Origin of the sequence: Candidatus Lokiarchaeum ossiferum, assembly GCA_025839675.1 — an archaeon.
Lineage (GTDB): Archaea > Asgardarchaeota > Lokiarchaeia > Sigyniarchaeales > Promethearchaeaceae > Lokiarchaeum > Lokiarchaeum ossiferum.
Genome location: CP104013.1, coordinates 1,489,616 through 1,507,929 on the forward strand (window position 1 = coordinate 1,489,616; position 18,314 = coordinate 1,507,929).

The following is an 18,314-nucleotide window of genomic DNA, read 5'->3' on the forward strand; positions in this document are numbered from 1 at the left end:
TGAAAAACAACTTTAAATTATATAAAACAATCATATACTTGATCATAATTTAACATTTTCATTTGCCTTTCACAATCCAAGTTAAAACGGGGAAAGTAAGTTAAATTTTATTCTCTTGCATTTATCATTCAATCAAATGCTTTCCTATTCATCTACTTATCTTAACACTATTTTCAATTAATTTTGTTAATAGAAGAGTTTTTTAAAGAAGTTTCCCTTTATATTCATAGTAATATTGAAGAAAGAATCTGATCATTTTCTGACTAACTATTCACCATAATACCTTTAGCGATGAAAGATGATTAATTCTCATTCATTTTTTAATAACAAATTTGTAAATAAAATTTGAGGGAAGAAAAATGGCTTCAACAGCAAAAAAAATTACAGAAATTCTTCAGCAATTTCCGCCAGAAGATCCTTCTTCATTGATTCCTGTACTTCAAAAAGTACAAGAAGAATTTGGATATTTATCTGAACGAAATGTTTACGCAGTCTCAGAATATCTTGTAGTTCCAGCTTCTAAAATATACGGAGTTGCAACATTTTATGCACAATTTCGTTTAAAACCACTTGGAAGGCATATTATTAATTTATGCAGAGGAACTGCATGTCATGTTAAAGGATCTGAAAGACTTATTCCCGTTTTTGAACAAGAATTAAAATGCAAAGTCGGAGAAACAACCAAAGATGGAAAATTCACATTTTTGGTTGTTGCTTGTCTTGGAGCATGTTCCTTAGCTCCTGTAGTAAATATCGATAATGATTTTTACGGTGATGTTCAAGCGGGTCAAATCAAACGAATTTTACGGAAGTATGAATAAGGAAGGATTAAAATGGCAACAGAAAAAGCAACTCAAATAGGAAGTCAAATCGATCTGACCGCAATAACACTTTCTCCAGAGAAAGTGAAGGAAATAAAACATATTGGAAATTCAGAACCAATTATTTTTATTGGGATGGGAACGTGTGGACTTGCAGCCGGAGCTCAAGATACTTATAACACGTTAATCACTGAAATTCAAAAATATAAAATGAATGTTAAAATTATCCCAGTTGGATGTGTTGGTGCTTGTTTCGCAGAACCAATATTGGATATAAAAATGCCTGGAAAGGCTCGACTAGTTTATGAAAAAATTACAAAAAATAAAGTCGCGGATATCATTTCTAGAACACTTCAAAAGGGAGAAATTATTGATGAGTGGGTATTGGCCCAGTATACATCTATAGAAGATGAAAATTATGCAAATGTGGTAGATATTAATGATTTTCACTATTTCAAAAATCAAAAAAAATTCGTTCTCTCAAGATGTGGTTTGGTCAATCCAGAATCCTATGAAGAATATCTTGCGTATGATGATGGATATAAAGCTTTAGCCAATGTGTTAGAAAATTTAACGCCTAAACAAGTGATTGAAGAAATTAAGATAAGTGGATTACGAGGTCGAGGCGGTGGTGGCTTTCCTACAGGGAAAAAATGGGAATTCGGATATAATGCAAAATCAGAAGATGGGATAAAATATATTATTATGAATGCCGATGAAGGTGATCCAGGTGCTTTTATGGATAGAGCTGTGTTAGAATCTGATCCATATTCTGCCATTGAGGGGATGACTCTCATGGGTTATGCTATCGGTGCCCAAAAAGGATTTATTTATTGTCGAGCAGAATATCCTTTAGCCATTCGCAATCTATCTAAAGCAATGCACACCGCACGGGAAAAAGGACTCCTTGGAACTAATATTTTGGGGTCAGACTTCTCCTTTGACATCGAAATTAAAAAAGGTGCAGGTGCTTTTGTATGCGGTGAAGAAACAGCATTAATCGAGTCAATCGAAGGAAAAAGAGGAAGTCCACGCATTAAACCACCATATCCAGCCGTTTCTGGATTATGGGATCGCCCCACAGTAGTAAATAATGTTGAAACAATTGCTCAATTAGCAAAAATTATTAATATTGGAGGTAAAACTTTTGCAAGTTGGGGTACTGAAGGCTCAAAAGGTACAAAAGTTTTTGCTTTAACAGGAAAAATTCAATATGCAGGATTAGTGGAAGTTCCCATGGGAGTAACAATTAAAGATATTGTTAAAATCGGGGGAGGCATTCCAAACAACAAAAAATTCAAGGCAGCCCAAATTGGGGGACCATCAGGAGGATGTATCCCAAAATCACTCATCAATACACCCATTGATTATGAAAAACTAAAAGAAACTGGTGCAATCATGGGATCTGGTGGTTTAGTCATTATGGATGAATCTACTTGTATGGTTGATACAGCACGCTTTTTCATGAATTTCATTCAAGAAGAGAGCTGTGGTAAATGCATCCCTTGCCGTGAAGGAACGCGACGAATGCTGGAAACCTTAGAAAAATTGGTCATTAAACCAAAAAATGATAAGGAAGTTGTGGATCGAATGAAATCCATGATGTCATTAGAAAGATTATCCCATGTGATTCAAGATACATCCCTTTGTGGGCTCGGTATGACAGCCCCCAATCCCGTATTATCGACATTGCGATATTTCCGCGATGAATATGAAGCACATCTGTATGAAAATACATGCCCCGCGAAATATTGTTTGGGATTACTTGAATTTAAAATTAATGTTGAAAAATGTGTTGGATGCGGCCTTTGTAAGCTTAATTGCCCTAATGATGCAATCTTAGGAGAAAAGAAACAACCACACTACATAGTTGAAGACAAATGTGTAAAATGCGGACTCTGCCAGTCGAATTGCAAATTCGATGCAGTGTTCTTGGAGTAAGAGGTGGAAAAAATGGCAACAAAAACAATTACTATAGATGGACAAACCATTGTCCTTGAAAAAACTAAAACAATCTTAGAAGTTGCAAGAGAGCAAGGAATCTACATTCCCGTCTTATGCTATCTGAAAGAGGTGACTCCAACTGGCTCATGTCGAATGTGTGTGGTTGAAGTAGAAGGAATCCCAAGACCTGTTCCTGCATGTAGTACAGCAGTAAGTGATGGAATGATAATTAAAACAAACACACCTCGAATTCAATTAATTCGGAAAACGATTGTCGAATTGTTAATTGCAAATCATCCCATGGATTGCCTATATTGTGTGCGAAATGGAGATTGTGAATTACAAGAACTTGCAGAAATTTACGAAATTCGTGACCATCAGTTCCAAGGTTCTAAACGGATCAATCCATTAGATCAAACCAGTATGGCCTTAGTTCGTGATCCTAACAAGTGTATTTTATGCCAACGCTGTGTAAAAGTATGTGATGAAATACAATCAGTCCATGCAATTGATCTGACAAAACGTGGATTTGAATCAATCGTCACTAGTGCATTTGATAGAACAATTCATGAATCATCATGTGTGTTATGTGGTCAATGTGTTCGAGTTTGCCCAACTGGAGCTTTGATCGAACGTAGTATTCAGAGTGAAGTAAGAGATAACCTTTTAAATCCAGATGTAATTACAACGGTTCAAGTAGCACCTTCGATTAGTGCGACAATTGGAGAGGAATTTGGTTTTGCTCCAGGAACGGATGTTTCTGGAAAACTGGTGACCGCTTTGAAACGTATGGGCTTTGATGCGGTATTTGATACCGTATTTGGAGCGGATTTAACAATTATGGAAGAAGGGAATGAATTAGTGAAACGGATAACGAGTAATAAAACACTACCAATGATCTCCACTTGCTGTCCGGCATGGATCAAATTCATGGAACAAGAATTTCCAGATTTAATTCCACATATGAGCACTTGTAAATCACCGATGTCCATGCAAGGCGCCATTATTAAAAGTTTCTGGGCAAATAACACAAATGCGGATCCAAAGAAAATTTTCCAAGTAGCAATTATGCCATGTATGGCTAAAAAATTTGAACGGGATAGAACAGATTTAGTTAATGATGGATTGCCAAATACCGATGCAGTTTTGACCACCCGAGAACTTGTGAGATCCATTAAACGTTTCGGAATAGATCTTGCAAAATTACCTGATTCTGACTACGATGATCCTTTGGGTGAATCCACCGGTGCTGGAAAAATCTTTGGTGCTTCAGGTGGAGTCATGGAAGCAGCATTAAGAACTGGATATTGGTTAGTAAATAATAAAAATGTCGAACATGTGGAATTTGAAGCGGTTCGCGGAATGGATTCCATAAAGAAAGCCATAATTGAGATTACACCCGAAATCAAACTCAGTTGTGTTGCCGTTAGTGGTCTTGCCAACGCACGAAAAATTTGTGATGAATTACGAGAAGGAAATCCAAACAATTACCAATTCATTGAAATCATGGCGTGTCCAGGAGGATGTATCAATGGTGGAGGCCAACCCCGAGGATTGGATAGAGAAGTATTAGAACAGCGAGCAAAAGCATTATATTCATTAGATGATAATTATTCAATTCGATTTTCGCATGAGAATACTGCAGTTCAAAGACTCTATTCAAATTTCTTGAAAGAATTAGGTAGTCATGAAGCACATCATTTACTTCATACAAAATATTATAACCGAAAAGTAGGAGGCCAAGAATAAAATGGAAATAGAAGCGACACACAACGCAATATTGCTTGTACATTTTGAAGAAGGACAGTTTGTATCCCGTTTCACCAACGTATTTGAAGAAAAAGGATTTAGTTTATATCACTGTCCCAGCATAGAAGAAGCATATCAAATTCTCGGATCTCAAAGCGTGGAAATCGTTGTATTGGATATGGACGAAAACTATGATGAAGCTTTCAAATTCTGTTATAGAATCAAGCGAAATAAAAATTTAGAGAAAATATTTGTTATCGGATTAAGTGCTGCTCATACCCGATTCGGTATTTACATCGATGCTCACACACGTGAAGAACGGAATTGGCTAAATTGTGATCTTTTTGTGCATAAACCAATAAATGCCCGAAATCTCTACCTCCTTCTTAAGAAGGAAATTGCAATTATGAAAGGCATTGATGCCACAGACCTAGATTCTGAACAAGAATCTTGGCTTTAATTTTTTTCCTTTTATTTCTTTACATATTGAGTGGAAAAAATCAAATGTATGGAACTTCAAGATCTTGTTCTCGAATTCACAAGAGGTTTTGAATAAATTGTGTCATTTCGGGGATATAACTGATAAACTTGACAACTAAAGCAAATTGCGCTTTGGCTCTCTGTAAATTATGAGATTCAAACTGAGTTTTGAAATAACAATCACCATCTAGATAGTCAGACAAGAAACGAAGACCAATCATGAATGCCATCATAGCGGGTGCATCAGGCAACAAGGAAATTTCCTTAGGAGTTAAAAAATCCTTAGCATTGTCAATATATCCCCGAATAAATGATTCTAAGAAGATTGAATTGATTTGGATCAAATCCACATTTTTTTCATCTTCTTTTGCGGTGCTGGCAATAATGCGAAGTGCATCTCCAAAATCGTAATGAACCAACCCCGGCATAACTGTATCTAAATCAATAATAGAAATAGCTTGGTCTTTTTCATTCAGCAAGATATTATTAAATTTCGTGTCATTATGAGTCAACCGAAACGGTATTTCCCTCGATTTTGCAGCGGTATGAATTTGAATTAATTTATTACGATATTCCTGTACAAATAATATTTCTTCCTTAGCGTATTTGTTTCGATCAGATGAATTCGCTTGCACTATTCGGTCATAAATCGCCAAGCGCGATTCAAGATTATGAAAATTAGGAATTGTATCATTTATCTTTGAAATAGGAAAATTAACAAGAGATTTTTGAAATAGTGCGATGATTTTACCCGCTTCCAAAGCTTGAGTGGAATTTTTCACGAGATCGTGGGAATTTGCATTATCAATAAAATTGAAAATTCGCCAATATTCACTATGAGCATCTTGAAACCAATACTTTCCTTCATGAGTTGGAAAAACTTTCAGATTCACGATAGGGCTAGACTTATTTATTATCCCATCCATTTTCTCCATGTATTGTGTTATTTGCACTAAATTTTCTTGCAGTTTCGGGGGATTTGTGAAAACATGATTATTTATTTTTTGTAGGATATAATCTGGTGACGTTTTTTCTTTAGTTTTTATGAGAAAAGTACTGTTAATGTGGCCATTTCCGAAGGGAATTGCTCTGTTAAAAGTTCCAAAAACCTTGAATTGATCAAAAATCGATTTAATTTCTGTTTTTATCTCATCAGTCACCATTTTTTCTAACTAAATAAACCTATATTAATATATATGATTTTCTGGATAAAATTGAAGAAGGAACACTAAAAAAAAGGAAAAATGTAGTTAGGACAGTTCTTTTCCTAATTTTTTGGCCAAAAATTCAAAGTATTCCCTTCCCTTCTTAGTGATACCAGTCCCAGGGAACGCACCCCATTGATCATATTCATTGTAACCATCTTTTATTAAAACCTCAAGAAATTCAGATGTTTGTTTAAATGAAAGATGTTCCATATCACCCAGAAAATCTTCTGCGACTAACTCTCGCAAATAAGGCACACCAGTTCTTCTGATCACGCCAATTTGAAATTTGAGAAACCGATAGATTAAATCTTCTGTGATATTCAATTCTTTTAAAATGGGATGTTGGGAGAGATCTTGGGTTTTTCCCCAAACATGCATTTGAGGGGGCTTTTGTACATATTTTTCTTTAGATTCCGAAGAATCACGGGATTTTGTGGGAGAAGATTTTGAATCAGTAAATATATTCAACATTGAAGGATCAAATTCTTCTGCCAAGATTTTTAAAACACTTTCCCCTTTTTTTGTAATTCTGGTTCCAGGAAAAGCTCCATGTTGATCATAATCCAAAATATTGTTATCTTGGAGCAAATTAAGGTATTTTTCAGCACCTTCATAATTAAAACCTATTGTTGCAGAATCTGTTAAAAAATCGATCGTAGCAAATTCTCGTGCATAGGGCATGCCAGTTCTTTTAACAACTCCATAATGGAATTTTAGAAATTCAAAGGTTTTTTTTTTATAATCATCGCTTAAATCGTCGACAAATTTTTGGGACACAAATATTATAAATGAAAATTTCCCTAAAACGATTGTACTTTTGAAAGTATTTCGACTAATGCGCGCAATTCTGAGAAATCATCATCAGTTAAAATAGTAGAAAACTTACTTTGCATTAAAATCAAATTAGATTTGAATGAATTTGGATATATTTGAATAAATAATGAAGCAAAATCTACAAATTTAAATTCAATTTGATCCGTCATGCCAACTAATTTGGTCTTCACTTCATCTCTTAATTCTTTTTGATCTAGAACATGAGATAAAACACAAATTAAAACAAGAATATAACCCTTCATGTTAAAAGCTGCAATTTTATCAAAGTTATGAAATATCTGCAAATAAAAGGATAGTATTTCCCTGAAATTGTCATCTAATTCCTTTTTACTGAGTAAATTGAGTTTGTGCATATAATTAAGTTTTTCAAGCGAGAGAGAAGCGGCGGAAAAGTAATTTTGGTCAGATTGATCAACTTCTATCTGCATTTCAAGAACTTTAAGTAAGAGATGCAATAAATCGTTGCATTTAAACTTACCAATTTCACACATTTGGTAAGCTGCGATATAATTAATAATGGAGCTTTTTGAATTTCCCGCTTTATAATAAAATTTTCCCGCTTTTTGAAATAATTCTTGCGCTTTCCTATAATTTTTTAAATATTCAAACATTCGAGCAGCATCTTCATAATTAGTGGCGGCGGAAAGATTTTTTTTTGCTTTGTGATAGTAATTTCCAGCAATGAAAAAACAACTAGCGCTATCAAGATAATTATTTAAAGTCTCTCTATAACATAGACCGGCACCTCGATAATAAGAACCAATTTGATTCTTGCTAATATTACCTTTAATGCCAGATTTTGCTAAATTAATATATACGCCAGCTTCTTTTCTGGAATATTGCTGAAAATGAGGAAAATCATTCAATTTTTTATATAAGGTTTTAATTATCTGGTATAATTGAGAAAGATGCAAATTTTGGGATTGTACTTCATGAAATTCTGCAACATCAATAAAATAACTTATTGCTTCCAGTAAAATTTCATGAGATTTTGAAACTCCATGGAGTTTTTCATAAGCATCAGCTATGGTGTGATAAGCATTTGAAATGATGGAATAATCAGAAATGAGTTTCCCAACCTCAATAGCAGATTGTGCTGAGATAACAACATTTGACCAATCCTTTAACTGAGTAAAAAGAATTGAAAGAGTCAGATATCTACCGCATAAGTCTCGAGGGGAGCCAACATTTTGTAGGATTATGATTTGATTCGAAATCAAACCAATCGCTTTTCGTATATAATTTTCTTCATTATTCCTATCTTTTAGCTTATTTCGATAGATATTCGCAATTTTTAAAGCAACATTAGCAGCTTCTTTAACTCCACCTTTAATAACTACTTGGTGAAAATAATTATCATAAAACTTTATGCTCTTAATATAAATTTTACGGGCATTTTTTACATAAAACTCCTCTAAATAATATGCAGCACTATATAAACGACCAGCTGCTTCATAATAATCTCCATCTTGAGCAATATCATTTGATGAAGAGATAAGATAGGCCATTAGATCATATAGTTTTATATCCCGTTCAGATTTGGATTCTGATTGCTGTATCTCATCAAGAGCAAGCTTAGTATAAGTAATAAATTCATCTTGGTTATTATATTGATGCTCTTCTTTCATGATATTCAGCATTTTATTTTTACATCTACAAATTTAAAAAAAAATCTTACTTATGGCAATGCAATGTTTTTGAAAAAGCTTATGGGATTGATAAAAAAAAATGAACTTAATTTTTATAGTATTTTTCTTAGGGAAAAAGTTTTTAACTTCATTTTTTTATTCTACTACTTAGTAGATACTAAAATTAGGTGAAATTAAAATGCAATCTTTACAAGAAATATCAACTACGGGTACATTAAAGACCTATCGTGTTAATACTACACGTAATGTGGCAGATTTATTGAAAGAGTTAAAATTGGAATCAAAGTTCTTCGCAATTTTAGCGGATGGTAAAAAAGTAGATTTAGACGATAAGATCGAAGAAGGATCTGAAATTACAATCCTCCCAAAAATTGCTGGCGGATATTAAAAGCTATTTAGAAGAAGAATATTTTTTTTTCACATTTTCATTTAATCGAATTCATTTACTACTCAGATTTTGCAATAAAATAAGATTTAATTTTGTAATTATAGCAACAATGAGAATTTGGATTTTTTAAAAATAGTGAGAACTAATCCAATTCAAATTCGTCAACTAATTTGGCCATGCAATCTGGACATAATCCATGTGAAAATCGCAAATCATTATGCACCAATAGATAATCTTCGACTTGATTCCAATAACCATCATCACTGCGCACTTTTTTACATGTTGAACAAATCGGTAGAATATTGCGCAAAGTGTTGATCTCATTTTGCGCATTCTGTAATTGATTGACAAGGATTTTTTTCTTCGGTGGCAATAAATACAGTTTAAAGGGTGTTTCTACTGCAGTAAATTCGAATTTTTTCGTTGGAAAAAAGGTTAAGAATATAAATATATTGAGTCCAAATCCGATTCCAAAAATGGATTTTGCAACAATACCATTTAATACAGAAAAAAATTCGCCAGCAAATAAGATGTTTATTCCAATTGGATATAATATTCCATCCAAAATTAAGATAATAATATAGATTGAGGTGATAACAAGATTACTAAGAATTTTCTTTTGAATTAGAGGGATCACTTTTTTAAATAAAAATAAAAGAAGAAAAATCTCGCTAGAAAATAATATAAATGAAAATATCATAGAGATATAAGAAAATTCAAGAAATTCTAATGGAACGTCTAAAATATTAATTACAATTTCAGTAGAAATGATGAATTTTATGAAATAGAACAGTAATACAAGAAACAGACTAAGAATAAAGAAAGTGTAAATTAAATTACGAACAATTTTTGGTTCAGGTTGAGTAAGAAACAAGAAAACTGCGGTAAATAGTAAAGCACTATAAGAAATATCTCCTCCGTTCAAAGAAAAGTGAGAGCTTATTTGAATATTATACAATGTATTAAAAAGTTGGGTTAAACAGAAAAGAACCCCAAGAGTAACATAATAAAGAGTTATTTGGATTTCTTTTGAGAATATTAGAGCAAGAAATGCGGGAATACTATAGATTAGAAAGAGAATAAGAATTATGAAAATCACATGCATTTTTAATACAAAAAAGAATCAAAGCAATTGATGGTATAAACTTTTGTATAGCAAAAAAATTTTGAAGTGAAAATGCGCTTATTAATATGAAAAGAACTATTTCTTTGGTTTTATTTCTATATTCATCAAATCCACAGCTGCAGTTGTATCTTGAAAGAATCTTCTAGCTTCTTCTTCAAGGATCATAACATCGCGATAACGCCCCGAAAAATGAACTAAAAATAAATGACCCACATTAGCATCCCGAGCAACTGTTGCAGCCATTTTCGTTGACATATGAAGTTTTTCAATGGCCAATTTTTCATCTTCAATGATATAGGTAGATTCGCAAATGAAATAATCTGCATTTTTAGCAAGAGTCACCAAATTGGGACACATCATTGTATCACCACTATATGCCACGATATATCCAGGTCGTTTTTCAGTGACGATACCTTCCAAAATAGGATTGATTTCAGTGTCTCCATTAATTTTGATCGTTTCACCTTTTTGCATTCGCTTCCATAGAATCCCAGGTCGAATATTTAATTCTTTGGCCCGTTCAGGATTAAATTTTCCATCATGTGGCTTTTCTTCATACCTATATCCCAATGTAGGCATACTATGTTTCATCCAATACGTTTTAATTACATATGCATCTGCAATTTTAATGATTTTTCCTGAAATTTGGACAAAGGCTCGCTCATATGCAGATGTTAAGAAATTCCGGTATTGAATAGTGTCCATCCCCCCTTTAGGTGTATCATCTTTTGGAAACTGAACTTCTATTAGCGAAAGAGAATAAGATTGCGCTTTTAGACCGATTAATTGAAAATGAAATAGTAAATAAGCTGCAAGGCCTTGCGGTCCAATGATGGTCAAAGGAGCAGTTCGACCATTAAGATGAAAATTAAATAATAACCCAGGCAATCCAATAACATGATCACCATGCAGATGGGAGATCAAAATAGTTGTGGGTACATTAAATTTTAATTTTGCGGCTTCAAACCGTCTTTGAACATCTTCTCCAGCATCAAATAAGATTATTTCACCACTGTCAAGTCTCATTGCTATAGCAGGTAGATTTCGATCCATCGTGGGAGTCGCCCCGCTGGTTCCAAGAAATTTTAATTCCATGTCGATTCAATTATTATTTATTTGAAGGGATATTAGAAGGTTTATTTTTTTTACAATTCGAGCTTATCAATATTTATGATCTACTGTATTTTACTAAATCCTTCAATTGATAAGATTATAGAAATTCAAAACTTTAAATTAGGAGGAACCTATCAATTACCCAACCCACAAGTGTTTCCAGTAGGTAAGGCAATAAGTGTTGCACTAACTTTGAAGGAATTGCATATATCGACACATATAGTAGCTCTAATAGGTCAGCTTGATATAAAATTATATAAAAATTTCTTGGAATCAAAAGAGATAAATCACACTTTGATTGCAGTTGAAGGTAAAACGAGAACTAATATGACATTAATCGATTCAATCAACGATGCTTCAACGCATTTACGATTTTCTGGATTTGATGTCACTGCTAAAAATCTTTCAGAAATCAATTCGTTTCTTCGAATCATGATACAAAAAAATGATATTGTAGTTTTCAGCGGATCATTACCCCCTGGCACACCTTCTGAATATTTTTTAGAACCAAGTGAAATTATTCGAAATAAAAATGCAAAATTGATTATTGACTCCAGCGGTGAACGATTGAAATTAATGAAAATGTACAACCCATATATCATCAAGGCAAATTTACAAGAGATGGCCATTATTGTTAATAAAAAACTATGTACCAAAGAGGATTTTGACCATCAACCAACCGAAGAGGAATTATACACTTTACTTGATTTATGTTCCGAATTAAACGAGTACAAATCAAAATTCAATGTCCTAACATTAGGAAAATATGGGGCTCTAATTTTTAATAGAAAAGAAGCATATTACGGAAAAGTAACCTTAGAAAAATCCGCATATACCATTGGATGCGGAGATGCATTTTTAGGAGGACTAATCTCTGGTTTGATCAATAAATATGAAATGAAAGCAATCTTAAGAATTGCAACGATTTGTGGAGCTGCGAATACTTTGCAGATTGGTCCAGGATGCATTAATCAAACGGACATCACTAACTTAGAAAGTAAATGTCAAATTCAAAAACTTAGGTAGACGCAAAAGAAATTTTCAATTTGGAAGTAAAGAAACTAATAGGGAAGTTTTTTCAATTCCTTAAATAATTTGTAAAAATTTCTTTGAAACGAATATGCAACAGGAATAGCGAGCATATCAGGATGTTTTTTAAAATCCATAGAGTATGTCAAAGGGTGAACCATTTCAGCAAGGGGAGCGTTGTGATCATTAATAAGAGCAGAAGGTGAATTACTTGCCATAAATTTTACAAAAGTATCATGATTAAGGGAATTGGGAGTTTTGTCTGCTGATTTGAGATTATTAATTTCGCTCATAGTGAGTACTCTGTTTTTCTAGTATTTGAGTTTTTTTTTATGATGGATGCAAATTTTTTTAGCAATTAAGGGCAAATATAAATTAGCTGATGTCTTCAAATCCAAAACACTATTTTAAATGTACTAAGTGCAATAGTCTATATATCTTTGAAAATGATAATCCTATTAAATGCAGCAAGTGTAATGATACGAATTTTCAAAAAATGGAAGGGCGGTTCATACTTAGATGCAGAAAATGTGGGTTAACTCAAAATAAAAGTGCATTTAATCAACTCCACGGTCAGGAACCTCTTCAATGCCAATCAACGACTTGTCATGGACTTATAAAAGTAATTGAACTAGGAAGAAGAAAGAAGCAACAAATTGTGAAAGAAACTAGCCCTGAAAATGCATTTGTTTCGAGAAAGAAACAAAATTCTTCAGCAGTGCAACCTTCGGTACCTACCCGGAGAACTTTACCGAGTAAATCGAGTGAAGATACAGGATTACCTTTCCCAAAACCAAAAGAAACTCAAAATGTGCCTGAATCTCATCCAATTATCAAGAAGGATCAATTTTCTCCATTCCCCCAAAAAGAGAAAGATTTAAAGAAACTTGAGAAATCTGCAGGACCTGCAGAAAAAGATCACCCTGGGATTAAGGAGGGAGATAATCTTAGGTTAAAAGATGATTTTTATGAAATAACGACAAAATTGGGTACGGGAGGAATGGGTTCTGTTTGGAGTGCCCGAAATCTAACCACAAACAAGAAAGTTGCAATTAAAGAATTTTATTATAGTAGATTTCATGATCCAGAGTCAGGAAATAATTTTTGTGAGAAATACTGGACCCGAGAAGCAACAATTACTAAAATTCAAAGCGATTCACCCGAAGCAACTATGCATTTTATCGGATCCTTAAAACTCGAGAATTTTAGAAATCCCGAATATTACATCTTTTTGGAATACATCGAAGGAACTGTTTTTGACTCATGGTATAATAATAAATTTAAAGATCTAAAAAATTTAAGCGTAAAAGAACTCAGAATCATAATCAAGGATGTTTTAATGCCAATTGCTCGACATATGTACTTTGTCCACCAAAAAGGAATTGTTCATCGAGATTTGACTGTCCAAAACATCATGATAGTTAAAAAAAGCAGATATTCTGATGAAGAAGTCAAACCCGTTATAATTGATTGGGGTGTTGCTAAAAATGTGGGAGTTAATAATATGTTTCAACCCCGAAAACCTTATTATATATCTTCCGCACCAGAAGCAACAGGAATTCGAAATAGAGGAACCCCTCCCGAAGTAATGGCAGGATTTGAACCGATAGCTGCAACCGACATTTATATGTTGGGACATATTATGTTTTATATCTTCAGTGGAGGACATTATGCAGGAGCCGCTGCAACAAACGAAGATTTTGTACTTCATCCTGGTGATTTCAATCCAGATTTGCCTTCTGACTTTTCAAGATTGGTAGAATTTATGACTCAATACGAACCTGCCGATCGAATGGAAAACATGGTCAAGGTTTATGATGCATTAAATTATTTATATAATTCTTCTGAAACGATTGAAAATCCCAACTTGGCAAAAACAAAACAAAAACAATATTTCCTTTATTGTGATTATAACGAATGTTTTATCCCGTTGCCAGAAGGACAAATCGTACAATTAGGTAGGGACGAAATCATTGCTGCGGGGACCGAACATTCGATGGATGGACATCTATATAATGCTTTAATACCTATTGAAGGGGATAAATTCATGTTTGAGATCTTTATCAATGAGGGATATGCATTCATTCGAGATTTTCATTCGAAATTGGGATCTTTTATATGTCAATTAACAACCACGAATCAACAAGTGTATGATAATATTAGTATAAAGGGATTAGATAACGTCAGTATACAGCTTTCAGAGGCAAATCTCGGAACTACTCGAATCGAAGTCCCTTTTCTGGCACCAGATGGAATAACATATCGGATAGAATTCAAAATTTATGCAAAGGAGGAATCCCAATGAGTACAAATAATGAATTTTCCGAAGAAAATCATTTGCGAGACTTATTATATTCCTTAGCAAAGCAAGAAGTTCCTGAATATGTATTCCAGTGGTTCTTTCGATATTTTGCAAAGGGTACCGAGTTTTTTAAGGCGGAACCTCACGATTTATTAGAAAACTATAGCGCACTTCTTTCCACAGCAAAAATCATGTTAGATCATAGGTACAATAATGGCTCCTACTCAAAAATAATTCACGATACACATACTCCAGACTGGAATTATTACTTCATCGGGGACACACATGGCAGTTTTGATGATACGTATCTAATGATAGATTATTTTATTCGAGTATTTCAAGTAAATCCGAATATAAAGATAATATGGTTAGGTGATTACGTTGATCGAAATCCCTTTGATCTACAAAATTTAGCATTTATTGTTGCATTTTGGATTTTATTTCCAAATAATGTATTTTTACTCAGGGGAAACCACGAAGATGCATCTGTGTGCAGCAGATATGGCTTCTCGCAACATCTCTACGAAAAAGCAGGGTCGAAAGATTACTTTAATCCAATTTGGGATCAAGTAAATCAATTTTTTAGCCATCTTCCATTAGGATTTAGAACTCAAATTGGGGAAAAAAAAATACTTGCAGTCCACGGAGGTATTCCCTTCGATACAAAGGATTATAAACCAATTAAACTCGAACAAGGAGGGAGTAATCTAAATTGTTTTCAAACAGAACATTTTGATATGGATGTGTTTTCCCAAACGATTCTATGGGCGGATCCAGACCCAATAAATTTAACAACCGGAGTTGCCCCCACCCCACGAACAGGAAGACCGAGGTTTAGTTATCAAGCTTTTAATGATTTTATGGAACTTAATCAATTTGATATTTTAATTCGAGGGCATGAAAAATTCTCAAACGGTTACAGTTTATTATGGGATAAACGTCTCATATCACTCTTTAGCACTTCAACATATGATGGGAGAAAGATTGGGGAAGCCAAGTTCCTCCGGATTCAACCAAATACAAAACGAAAAGATATAGAGAATGAAGAATTAAACCAAGGTATCGGAATATTAGCAATAAAAGAATATTTCCTTGAAAATCAATTGGATAAATATTACAATGCAAAAACGGAGTTTTAAATCATGGTAAGTTTTAGTATTACCTATATTTTTCATATTATGACAACGCTTGCAGGATTAACAAGTTCTGTGTTCATTTTAAAGAAAGATTCAAAATATTTAGGAAATCAATTTATGGCTTCAGCCACAGGATTAATGGGGATTTATACCTTTTGCATTTTTATATATGATATTTTGGCCAATGAAGCTCTAACATTGATTTTGTTACCGATTGGAATGGTTTGTGTTTTAATTGGAACCATGTTGATTTATTTTGCAATGCAGTGCATGGTGAATTCAGCAGTTTGGTTTAAAAAGCATAAAGAATGGTTAATTTATGCATTCCTTGTTGGAACAATTGGAATTGTTTTCATTATTTTTGCAGATCGATTTATCACCTTTGAAGCACCCGATGAACTGGGAGGCAATATTAATGTTCATTTAAGTCTTTATGCGCTACTAGTTATAGCAAGTTTAATGCTCTATTTTATGTTCCGGAGCATAATTTACTTAATTCGACATGGTATTAGAAAAACTGATGGAGCTAGAAGGAAAAAAATGATCATTTTTGCTTGTGGTTTAGGAATTTGTATTTTATCTCTATTTATTAATGCTGGGAGTCAGTTTGCATCAGGAGTAATTTTAGATGTTCTAACATATTTAGTTTTGTCCATTGGTGTATCAATTACCAGTTTTGGCTTTTTAAAACGAATCTAAAACAGATTTTAACCCAAACGATTTGATTTTGTGATTTTTTTTCATAATTTTCCATCAACCGAATGATATTTATTCAAAGCGATTTAATTTTAGTATGATAAAAAATGGGATACAAATTTCGATCTACCCTAACAATTGGATTGTTGTATGGGATGCTATTTGTTTTAATACTTGCAGTAGATTTTTTTCTCCCAGATGATATTTATATCTTTTCCCCACTTATGATTGCTATCTTAAGTTGTATAGGAATCTTCTTTCAATACTTGATATCTCCTTTAATTATAGGATGGATATATCGCATTGAGTGGGTAGATTATAATCGACTGGAACAAAATGATCCCCATATCGCCCAATTAATCCAAAATGTTTGTCAAAAGTATAATTTCAAATTGCCTAAATTTGGTGTTATTCATGGGGGAACACCCAATGCATTTACATATGGATGGACTCGCAATTCAGCCCGTTTAGTAATTACGGATGGCATTTTAGAGTTATTAAATGCAGAAGAGCAACGAGCAGTCGTAGCTCATGAACTAGGGCATATTGAACACAATGATTTTATTGTAATGACATTTGTTAGTGCCATTCCGGTAATGTTTTACACCATTTTTCGATTGTTGACTAATTCCTATCGATATAGACGATTTACCAGTGTTAAACCATCTAGAGGATCATCTGATGACAACAAGTATGCGCAATATATTCTGCTTATTAAAATCGGATTAGCCATAGTCAGTTATATCATGTATATCGTAGGATATTTTCTGTCATTATTCATAAGTCGATTACGAGAATATTATGCCGATGAATTTTCAGGAAAAGAAACAGCGGATCCCAATTCCTTAGCGACCGCTTTGGTCAAAATAGCCTATGGAATTTTGCAAGAACCGGAAAAAGGACAAAAAACATTTAATGACAAAAATCAATATGTGAAAGCCCTTGGAATTTTTGACAAAAATTCTGCGAAAAATTTAGCCTATTCCGCCACAAATGGTAGCGGAAAGATAGATAATACCCTACTTGCACGCGCCTGTGCTTGGGATTTATATCAACCATGGGCAAAGTTTGCTGAAATCACTTCAACCCACCCACTTCCTGCAAAACGAATAAAACAATTGAGCTATATGAGTTTTAAAGAATTTAAAAAGCCGCCAAAGGTAGATCTTTCTCAGGCAAAGGTTGAATTTGAAAAACAAATGGGAAAATCTGCATTGGATGAATTTTTCGGTGAATTATTAATTTACATCATGCCTAAATTGATCTTCTGGACATGGTTAATCGTAGGAGGTATCTTATTCATAGCCAATTTTGATATCACAACCTTTTCCCCCCTCTTTAATGGATATTGGTCTTTTATGGTCTTTAGTTTGGTGTTAGCAGGAATTTTCCAACTAATTCAGAATGCATTTAAATATAAAAGTGGTTTTAAAGAACATAAAATTGTTGATTTAATTGGAACAATTAAAGTGAGCCCAATTCGACCTGTTCCAACAATTACAAAAGGTTTTGTTATAGGAAGGGGAGTACCAGGACTTTTTTGGTCGGAGGATGTTGTAGTAAGGGATGAAAAAGGAATCATGTTCATTGATTATGATTTTGGAATAGGGTTTATCAACACATTGTTTGGAATCTTCAAAGCGGAAAAATTAAAAGGGAAAGATGTGGAAATTACCGGATGGTATCGCAGAAATCCAAGTCCTTATATCCAAGTTCATAAAATTAAACTATTGGATGGGTCAGGAAAATCCTTTGGAAATTATAAGCGAGCATTTTGGCAATTTGTGGGGATATTCCTTATCGCTTTAGGTGGAATTCTCTGGTTTTTACTATAAAAGA

At 33.5% G+C, this 18,314-nt stretch carries 16 protein-coding genes; 10 read left to right on the forward strand and 6 right to left on the reverse strand.

Annotated features, from left to right (window positions below):
* Positions 1 to 359: 359 nt before the first annotated feature.
* Genes nuoE through NEF87_RS06005 form a run of 4 tightly spaced genes read left to right on the forward strand, consistent with a single transcriptional unit; the run spans position 360 to position 4,974 of the window.
* Positions 360 to 821, forward strand: coding sequence for an NADH-quinone oxidoreductase subunit NuoE (gene nuoE, locus NEF87_RS05990; RefSeq protein ID WP_371805513.1), 462 nt, complete (start codon positions 360 to 362; stop codon positions 819 to 821).
* A 12-nt stretch (positions 822 to 833) separates the two neighbouring features.
* Positions 834 to 2,762 (forward strand): NADH-ubiquinone oxidoreductase-F iron-sulfur binding region domain-containing protein, encoded by a 1,929-nt coding sequence (locus NEF87_RS05995; RefSeq protein WP_457919069.1) that lies wholly within the window; start codon positions 834 to 836, stop codon positions 2,760 to 2,762.
* 12 nt (positions 2,763 to 2,774) lie between these two features.
* On the forward strand, positions 2,775 to 4,514 hold the full coding sequence (locus NEF87_RS06000) for an NADH-dependent [FeFe] hydrogenase, group A6 (RefSeq protein ID WP_457919070.1): 1,740 nt from the start codon (positions 2,775 to 2,777) through the stop codon (positions 4,512 to 4,514).
* Position 4,515: 1 nt separating this feature from the next.
* Complete coding sequence (locus NEF87_RS06005) at positions 4,516 to 4,974, forward strand: response regulator (protein ID WP_371805516.1); 459 nt, start codon at positions 4,516 to 4,518, stop codon at positions 4,972 to 4,974.
* Between the two features lie 76 nt (positions 4,975 to 5,050).
* Here the strand turns inward: NEF87_RS06005 and NEF87_RS06010 are convergent, their stop codons facing one another.
* From NEF87_RS06010 to NEF87_RS06020, 3 genes are all read right to left on the reverse strand, one after another.
* Positions 5,051 to 6,157, reverse strand: a complete 1,107-nt coding sequence (locus NEF87_RS06010) for a phosphotransferase enzyme family protein (protein ID WP_457919071.1) — start codon at positions 6,155 to 6,157, stop codon at positions 5,051 to 5,053.
* Between the two features lie 87 nt (positions 6,158 to 6,244).
* Positions 6,245 to 6,979 (reverse strand): hypothetical protein, encoded by a 735-nt coding sequence (locus NEF87_RS06015; RefSeq protein ID WP_457919072.1) that lies wholly within the window; start codon positions 6,977 to 6,979, stop codon positions 6,245 to 6,247.
* A 23-nt stretch (positions 6,980 to 7,002) separates the two neighbouring features.
* Complete coding sequence (locus tag NEF87_RS06020) at positions 7,003 to 8,676, reverse strand: hypothetical protein (RefSeq protein WP_457919073.1); 1,674 nt, start codon at positions 8,674 to 8,676, stop codon at positions 7,003 to 7,005.
* 187 nt (positions 8,677 to 8,863) lie between these two features.
* Here NEF87_RS06020 and NEF87_RS06025 point away from each other — a divergent pair, with 187 nt between their 5' ends.
* Positions 8,864 to 9,073 (forward strand): MoaD/ThiS family protein, encoded by a 210-nt coding sequence (locus NEF87_RS06025; RefSeq protein ID WP_371805520.1) that lies wholly within the window; start codon positions 8,864 to 8,866, stop codon positions 9,071 to 9,073.
* A 142-nt stretch (positions 9,074 to 9,215) separates the two neighbouring features.
* Here NEF87_RS06025 and NEF87_RS06030 read toward each other — a convergent pair whose 3' ends face one another.
* Together NEF87_RS06030 and NEF87_RS06035 are read right to left on the reverse strand one after the other, a co-directional pair.
* A complete protein-coding gene (locus NEF87_RS06030) occupies positions 9,216 to 10,178 on the reverse strand; it encodes a hypothetical protein (RefSeq protein WP_457919074.1) in 963 nt (320 codons plus the stop codon).
* A 96-nt stretch (positions 10,179 to 10,274) separates the two neighbouring features.
* On the reverse strand, positions 10,275 to 11,294 hold the full coding sequence (locus NEF87_RS06035; protein WP_371805522.1) for a ribonuclease Z: 1,020 nt from the start codon (positions 11,292 to 11,294) through the stop codon (positions 10,275 to 10,277).
* A gap of 75 nt (positions 11,295 to 11,369) precedes the next feature.
* On the opposite strand from NEF87_RS06035, the gene NEF87_RS06040 reads away from it, so the two are divergent.
* Positions 11,370 to 12,338: a 1-phosphofructokinase family hexose kinase gene (locus NEF87_RS06040; protein ID WP_457919075.1), complete on the forward strand. Its 969-nt coding sequence runs from the start codon at positions 11,370 to 11,372 to the stop codon at positions 12,336 to 12,338.
* Positions 12,339 to 12,373: 35 nt separating this feature from the next.
* On the opposite strand, the gene NEF87_RS06045 is transcribed toward NEF87_RS06040, so the two are convergent.
* On the reverse strand, positions 12,374 to 12,634 hold the full coding sequence (locus NEF87_RS06045; RefSeq protein ID WP_457919076.1) for a hypothetical protein: 261 nt from the start codon (positions 12,632 to 12,634) through the stop codon (positions 12,374 to 12,376).
* Positions 12,635 to 12,723: 89 nt separating this feature from the next.
* On the opposite strand from NEF87_RS06045, the gene NEF87_RS06050 reads away from it, so the two are divergent.
* From NEF87_RS06050 to NEF87_RS06065, 4 genes are all read left to right on the forward strand, one after another.
* A complete protein-coding gene (locus NEF87_RS06050; RefSeq protein ID WP_457919077.1) occupies positions 12,724 to 14,646 on the forward strand; it encodes a protein kinase domain-containing protein in 1,923 nt (640 codons plus the stop codon).
* Positions 14,643 to 15,782: a metallophosphoesterase family protein gene (locus NEF87_RS06055; RefSeq protein WP_457919078.1), complete on the forward strand. Its 1,140-nt coding sequence runs from the start codon at positions 14,643 to 14,645 to the stop codon at positions 15,780 to 15,782. The genes NEF87_RS06050 and NEF87_RS06055 overlap by 4 nt, the downstream gene beginning before the upstream one ends.
* Positions 15,783 to 15,785: 3 nt before the next feature.
* Entirely contained in the window at positions 15,786 to 16,478 is a 693-nt protein-coding gene (locus tag NEF87_RS06060; RefSeq protein ID WP_371805527.1) for a hypothetical protein, read from the forward strand.
* Between the two features lie 104 nt (positions 16,479 to 16,582).
* The gene (locus tag NEF87_RS06065; RefSeq protein ID WP_457919079.1) at positions 16,583 to 18,310 is read left to right on the forward strand and encodes a M48 family metalloprotease; all 1,728 of its coding nucleotides are present in this window, start codon (positions 16,583 to 16,585) and stop codon (positions 18,308 to 18,310) included.
* Positions 18,311 to 18,314: the final 4 nt, after the last annotated feature.

Coding starts and splice junctions, on each gene's coding strand:
- nuoE (WP_371805513.1), top strand. CDS start 360: ATGGCTTCAACAGCAAAAAAAATTACAGAAATTCTTCAGCAATTTCCG.
- NEF87_RS05995 (WP_457919069.1), top strand. CDS start 834: ATGGCAACAGAAAAAGCAACTCAAATAGGAAGTCAAATCGATCTGACC.
- NEF87_RS06000 (WP_457919070.1), top strand. CDS start 2,775: ATGGCAACAAAAACAATTACTATAGATGGACAAACCATTGTCCTTGAA.
- NEF87_RS06005 (WP_371805516.1), top strand. CDS start 4,516: ATGGAAATAGAAGCGACACACAACGCAATATTGCTTGTACATTTTGAA.
- NEF87_RS06010 (WP_457919071.1), bottom strand. CDS start 6,157: ATGGTGACTGATGAGATAAAAACAGAAATTAAATCGATTTTTGATCAA.
- NEF87_RS06020 (WP_457919073.1), bottom strand. CDS start 8,676: ATGCTGAATATCATGAAAGAAGAGCATCAATATAATAACCAAGATGAA.
- NEF87_RS06025 (WP_371805520.1), top strand. CDS start 8,864: ATGCAATCTTTACAAGAAATATCAACTACGGGTACATTAAAGACCTAT.
- NEF87_RS06030 (WP_457919074.1), bottom strand. CDS start 10,178: ATGCATGTGATTTTCATAATTCTTATTCTCTTTCTAATCTATAGTATT.
- NEF87_RS06035 (WP_371805522.1), bottom strand. CDS start 11,294: ATGGAATTAAAATTTCTTGGAACCAGCGGGGCGACTCCCACGATGGAT.
- NEF87_RS06040 (WP_457919075.1), top strand. CDS start 11,370: ATGATCTACTGTATTTTACTAAATCCTTCAATTGATAAGATTATAGAA.
- NEF87_RS06045 (WP_457919076.1), bottom strand. CDS start 12,634: ATGAGCGAAATTAATAATCTCAAATCAGCAGACAAAACTCCCAATTCC.
- NEF87_RS06050 (WP_457919077.1), top strand. CDS start 12,724: ATGTCTTCAAATCCAAAACACTATTTTAAATGTACTAAGTGCAATAGT.
- NEF87_RS06055 (WP_457919078.1), top strand. CDS start 14,643: ATGAGTACAAATAATGAATTTTCCGAAGAAAATCATTTGCGAGACTTA.
- NEF87_RS06060 (WP_371805527.1), top strand. CDS start 15,786: ATGGTAAGTTTTAGTATTACCTATATTTTTCATATTATGACAACGCTT.
- NEF87_RS06065 (WP_457919079.1), top strand. CDS start 16,583: ATGGGATACAAATTTCGATCTACCCTAACAATTGGATTGTTGTATGGG.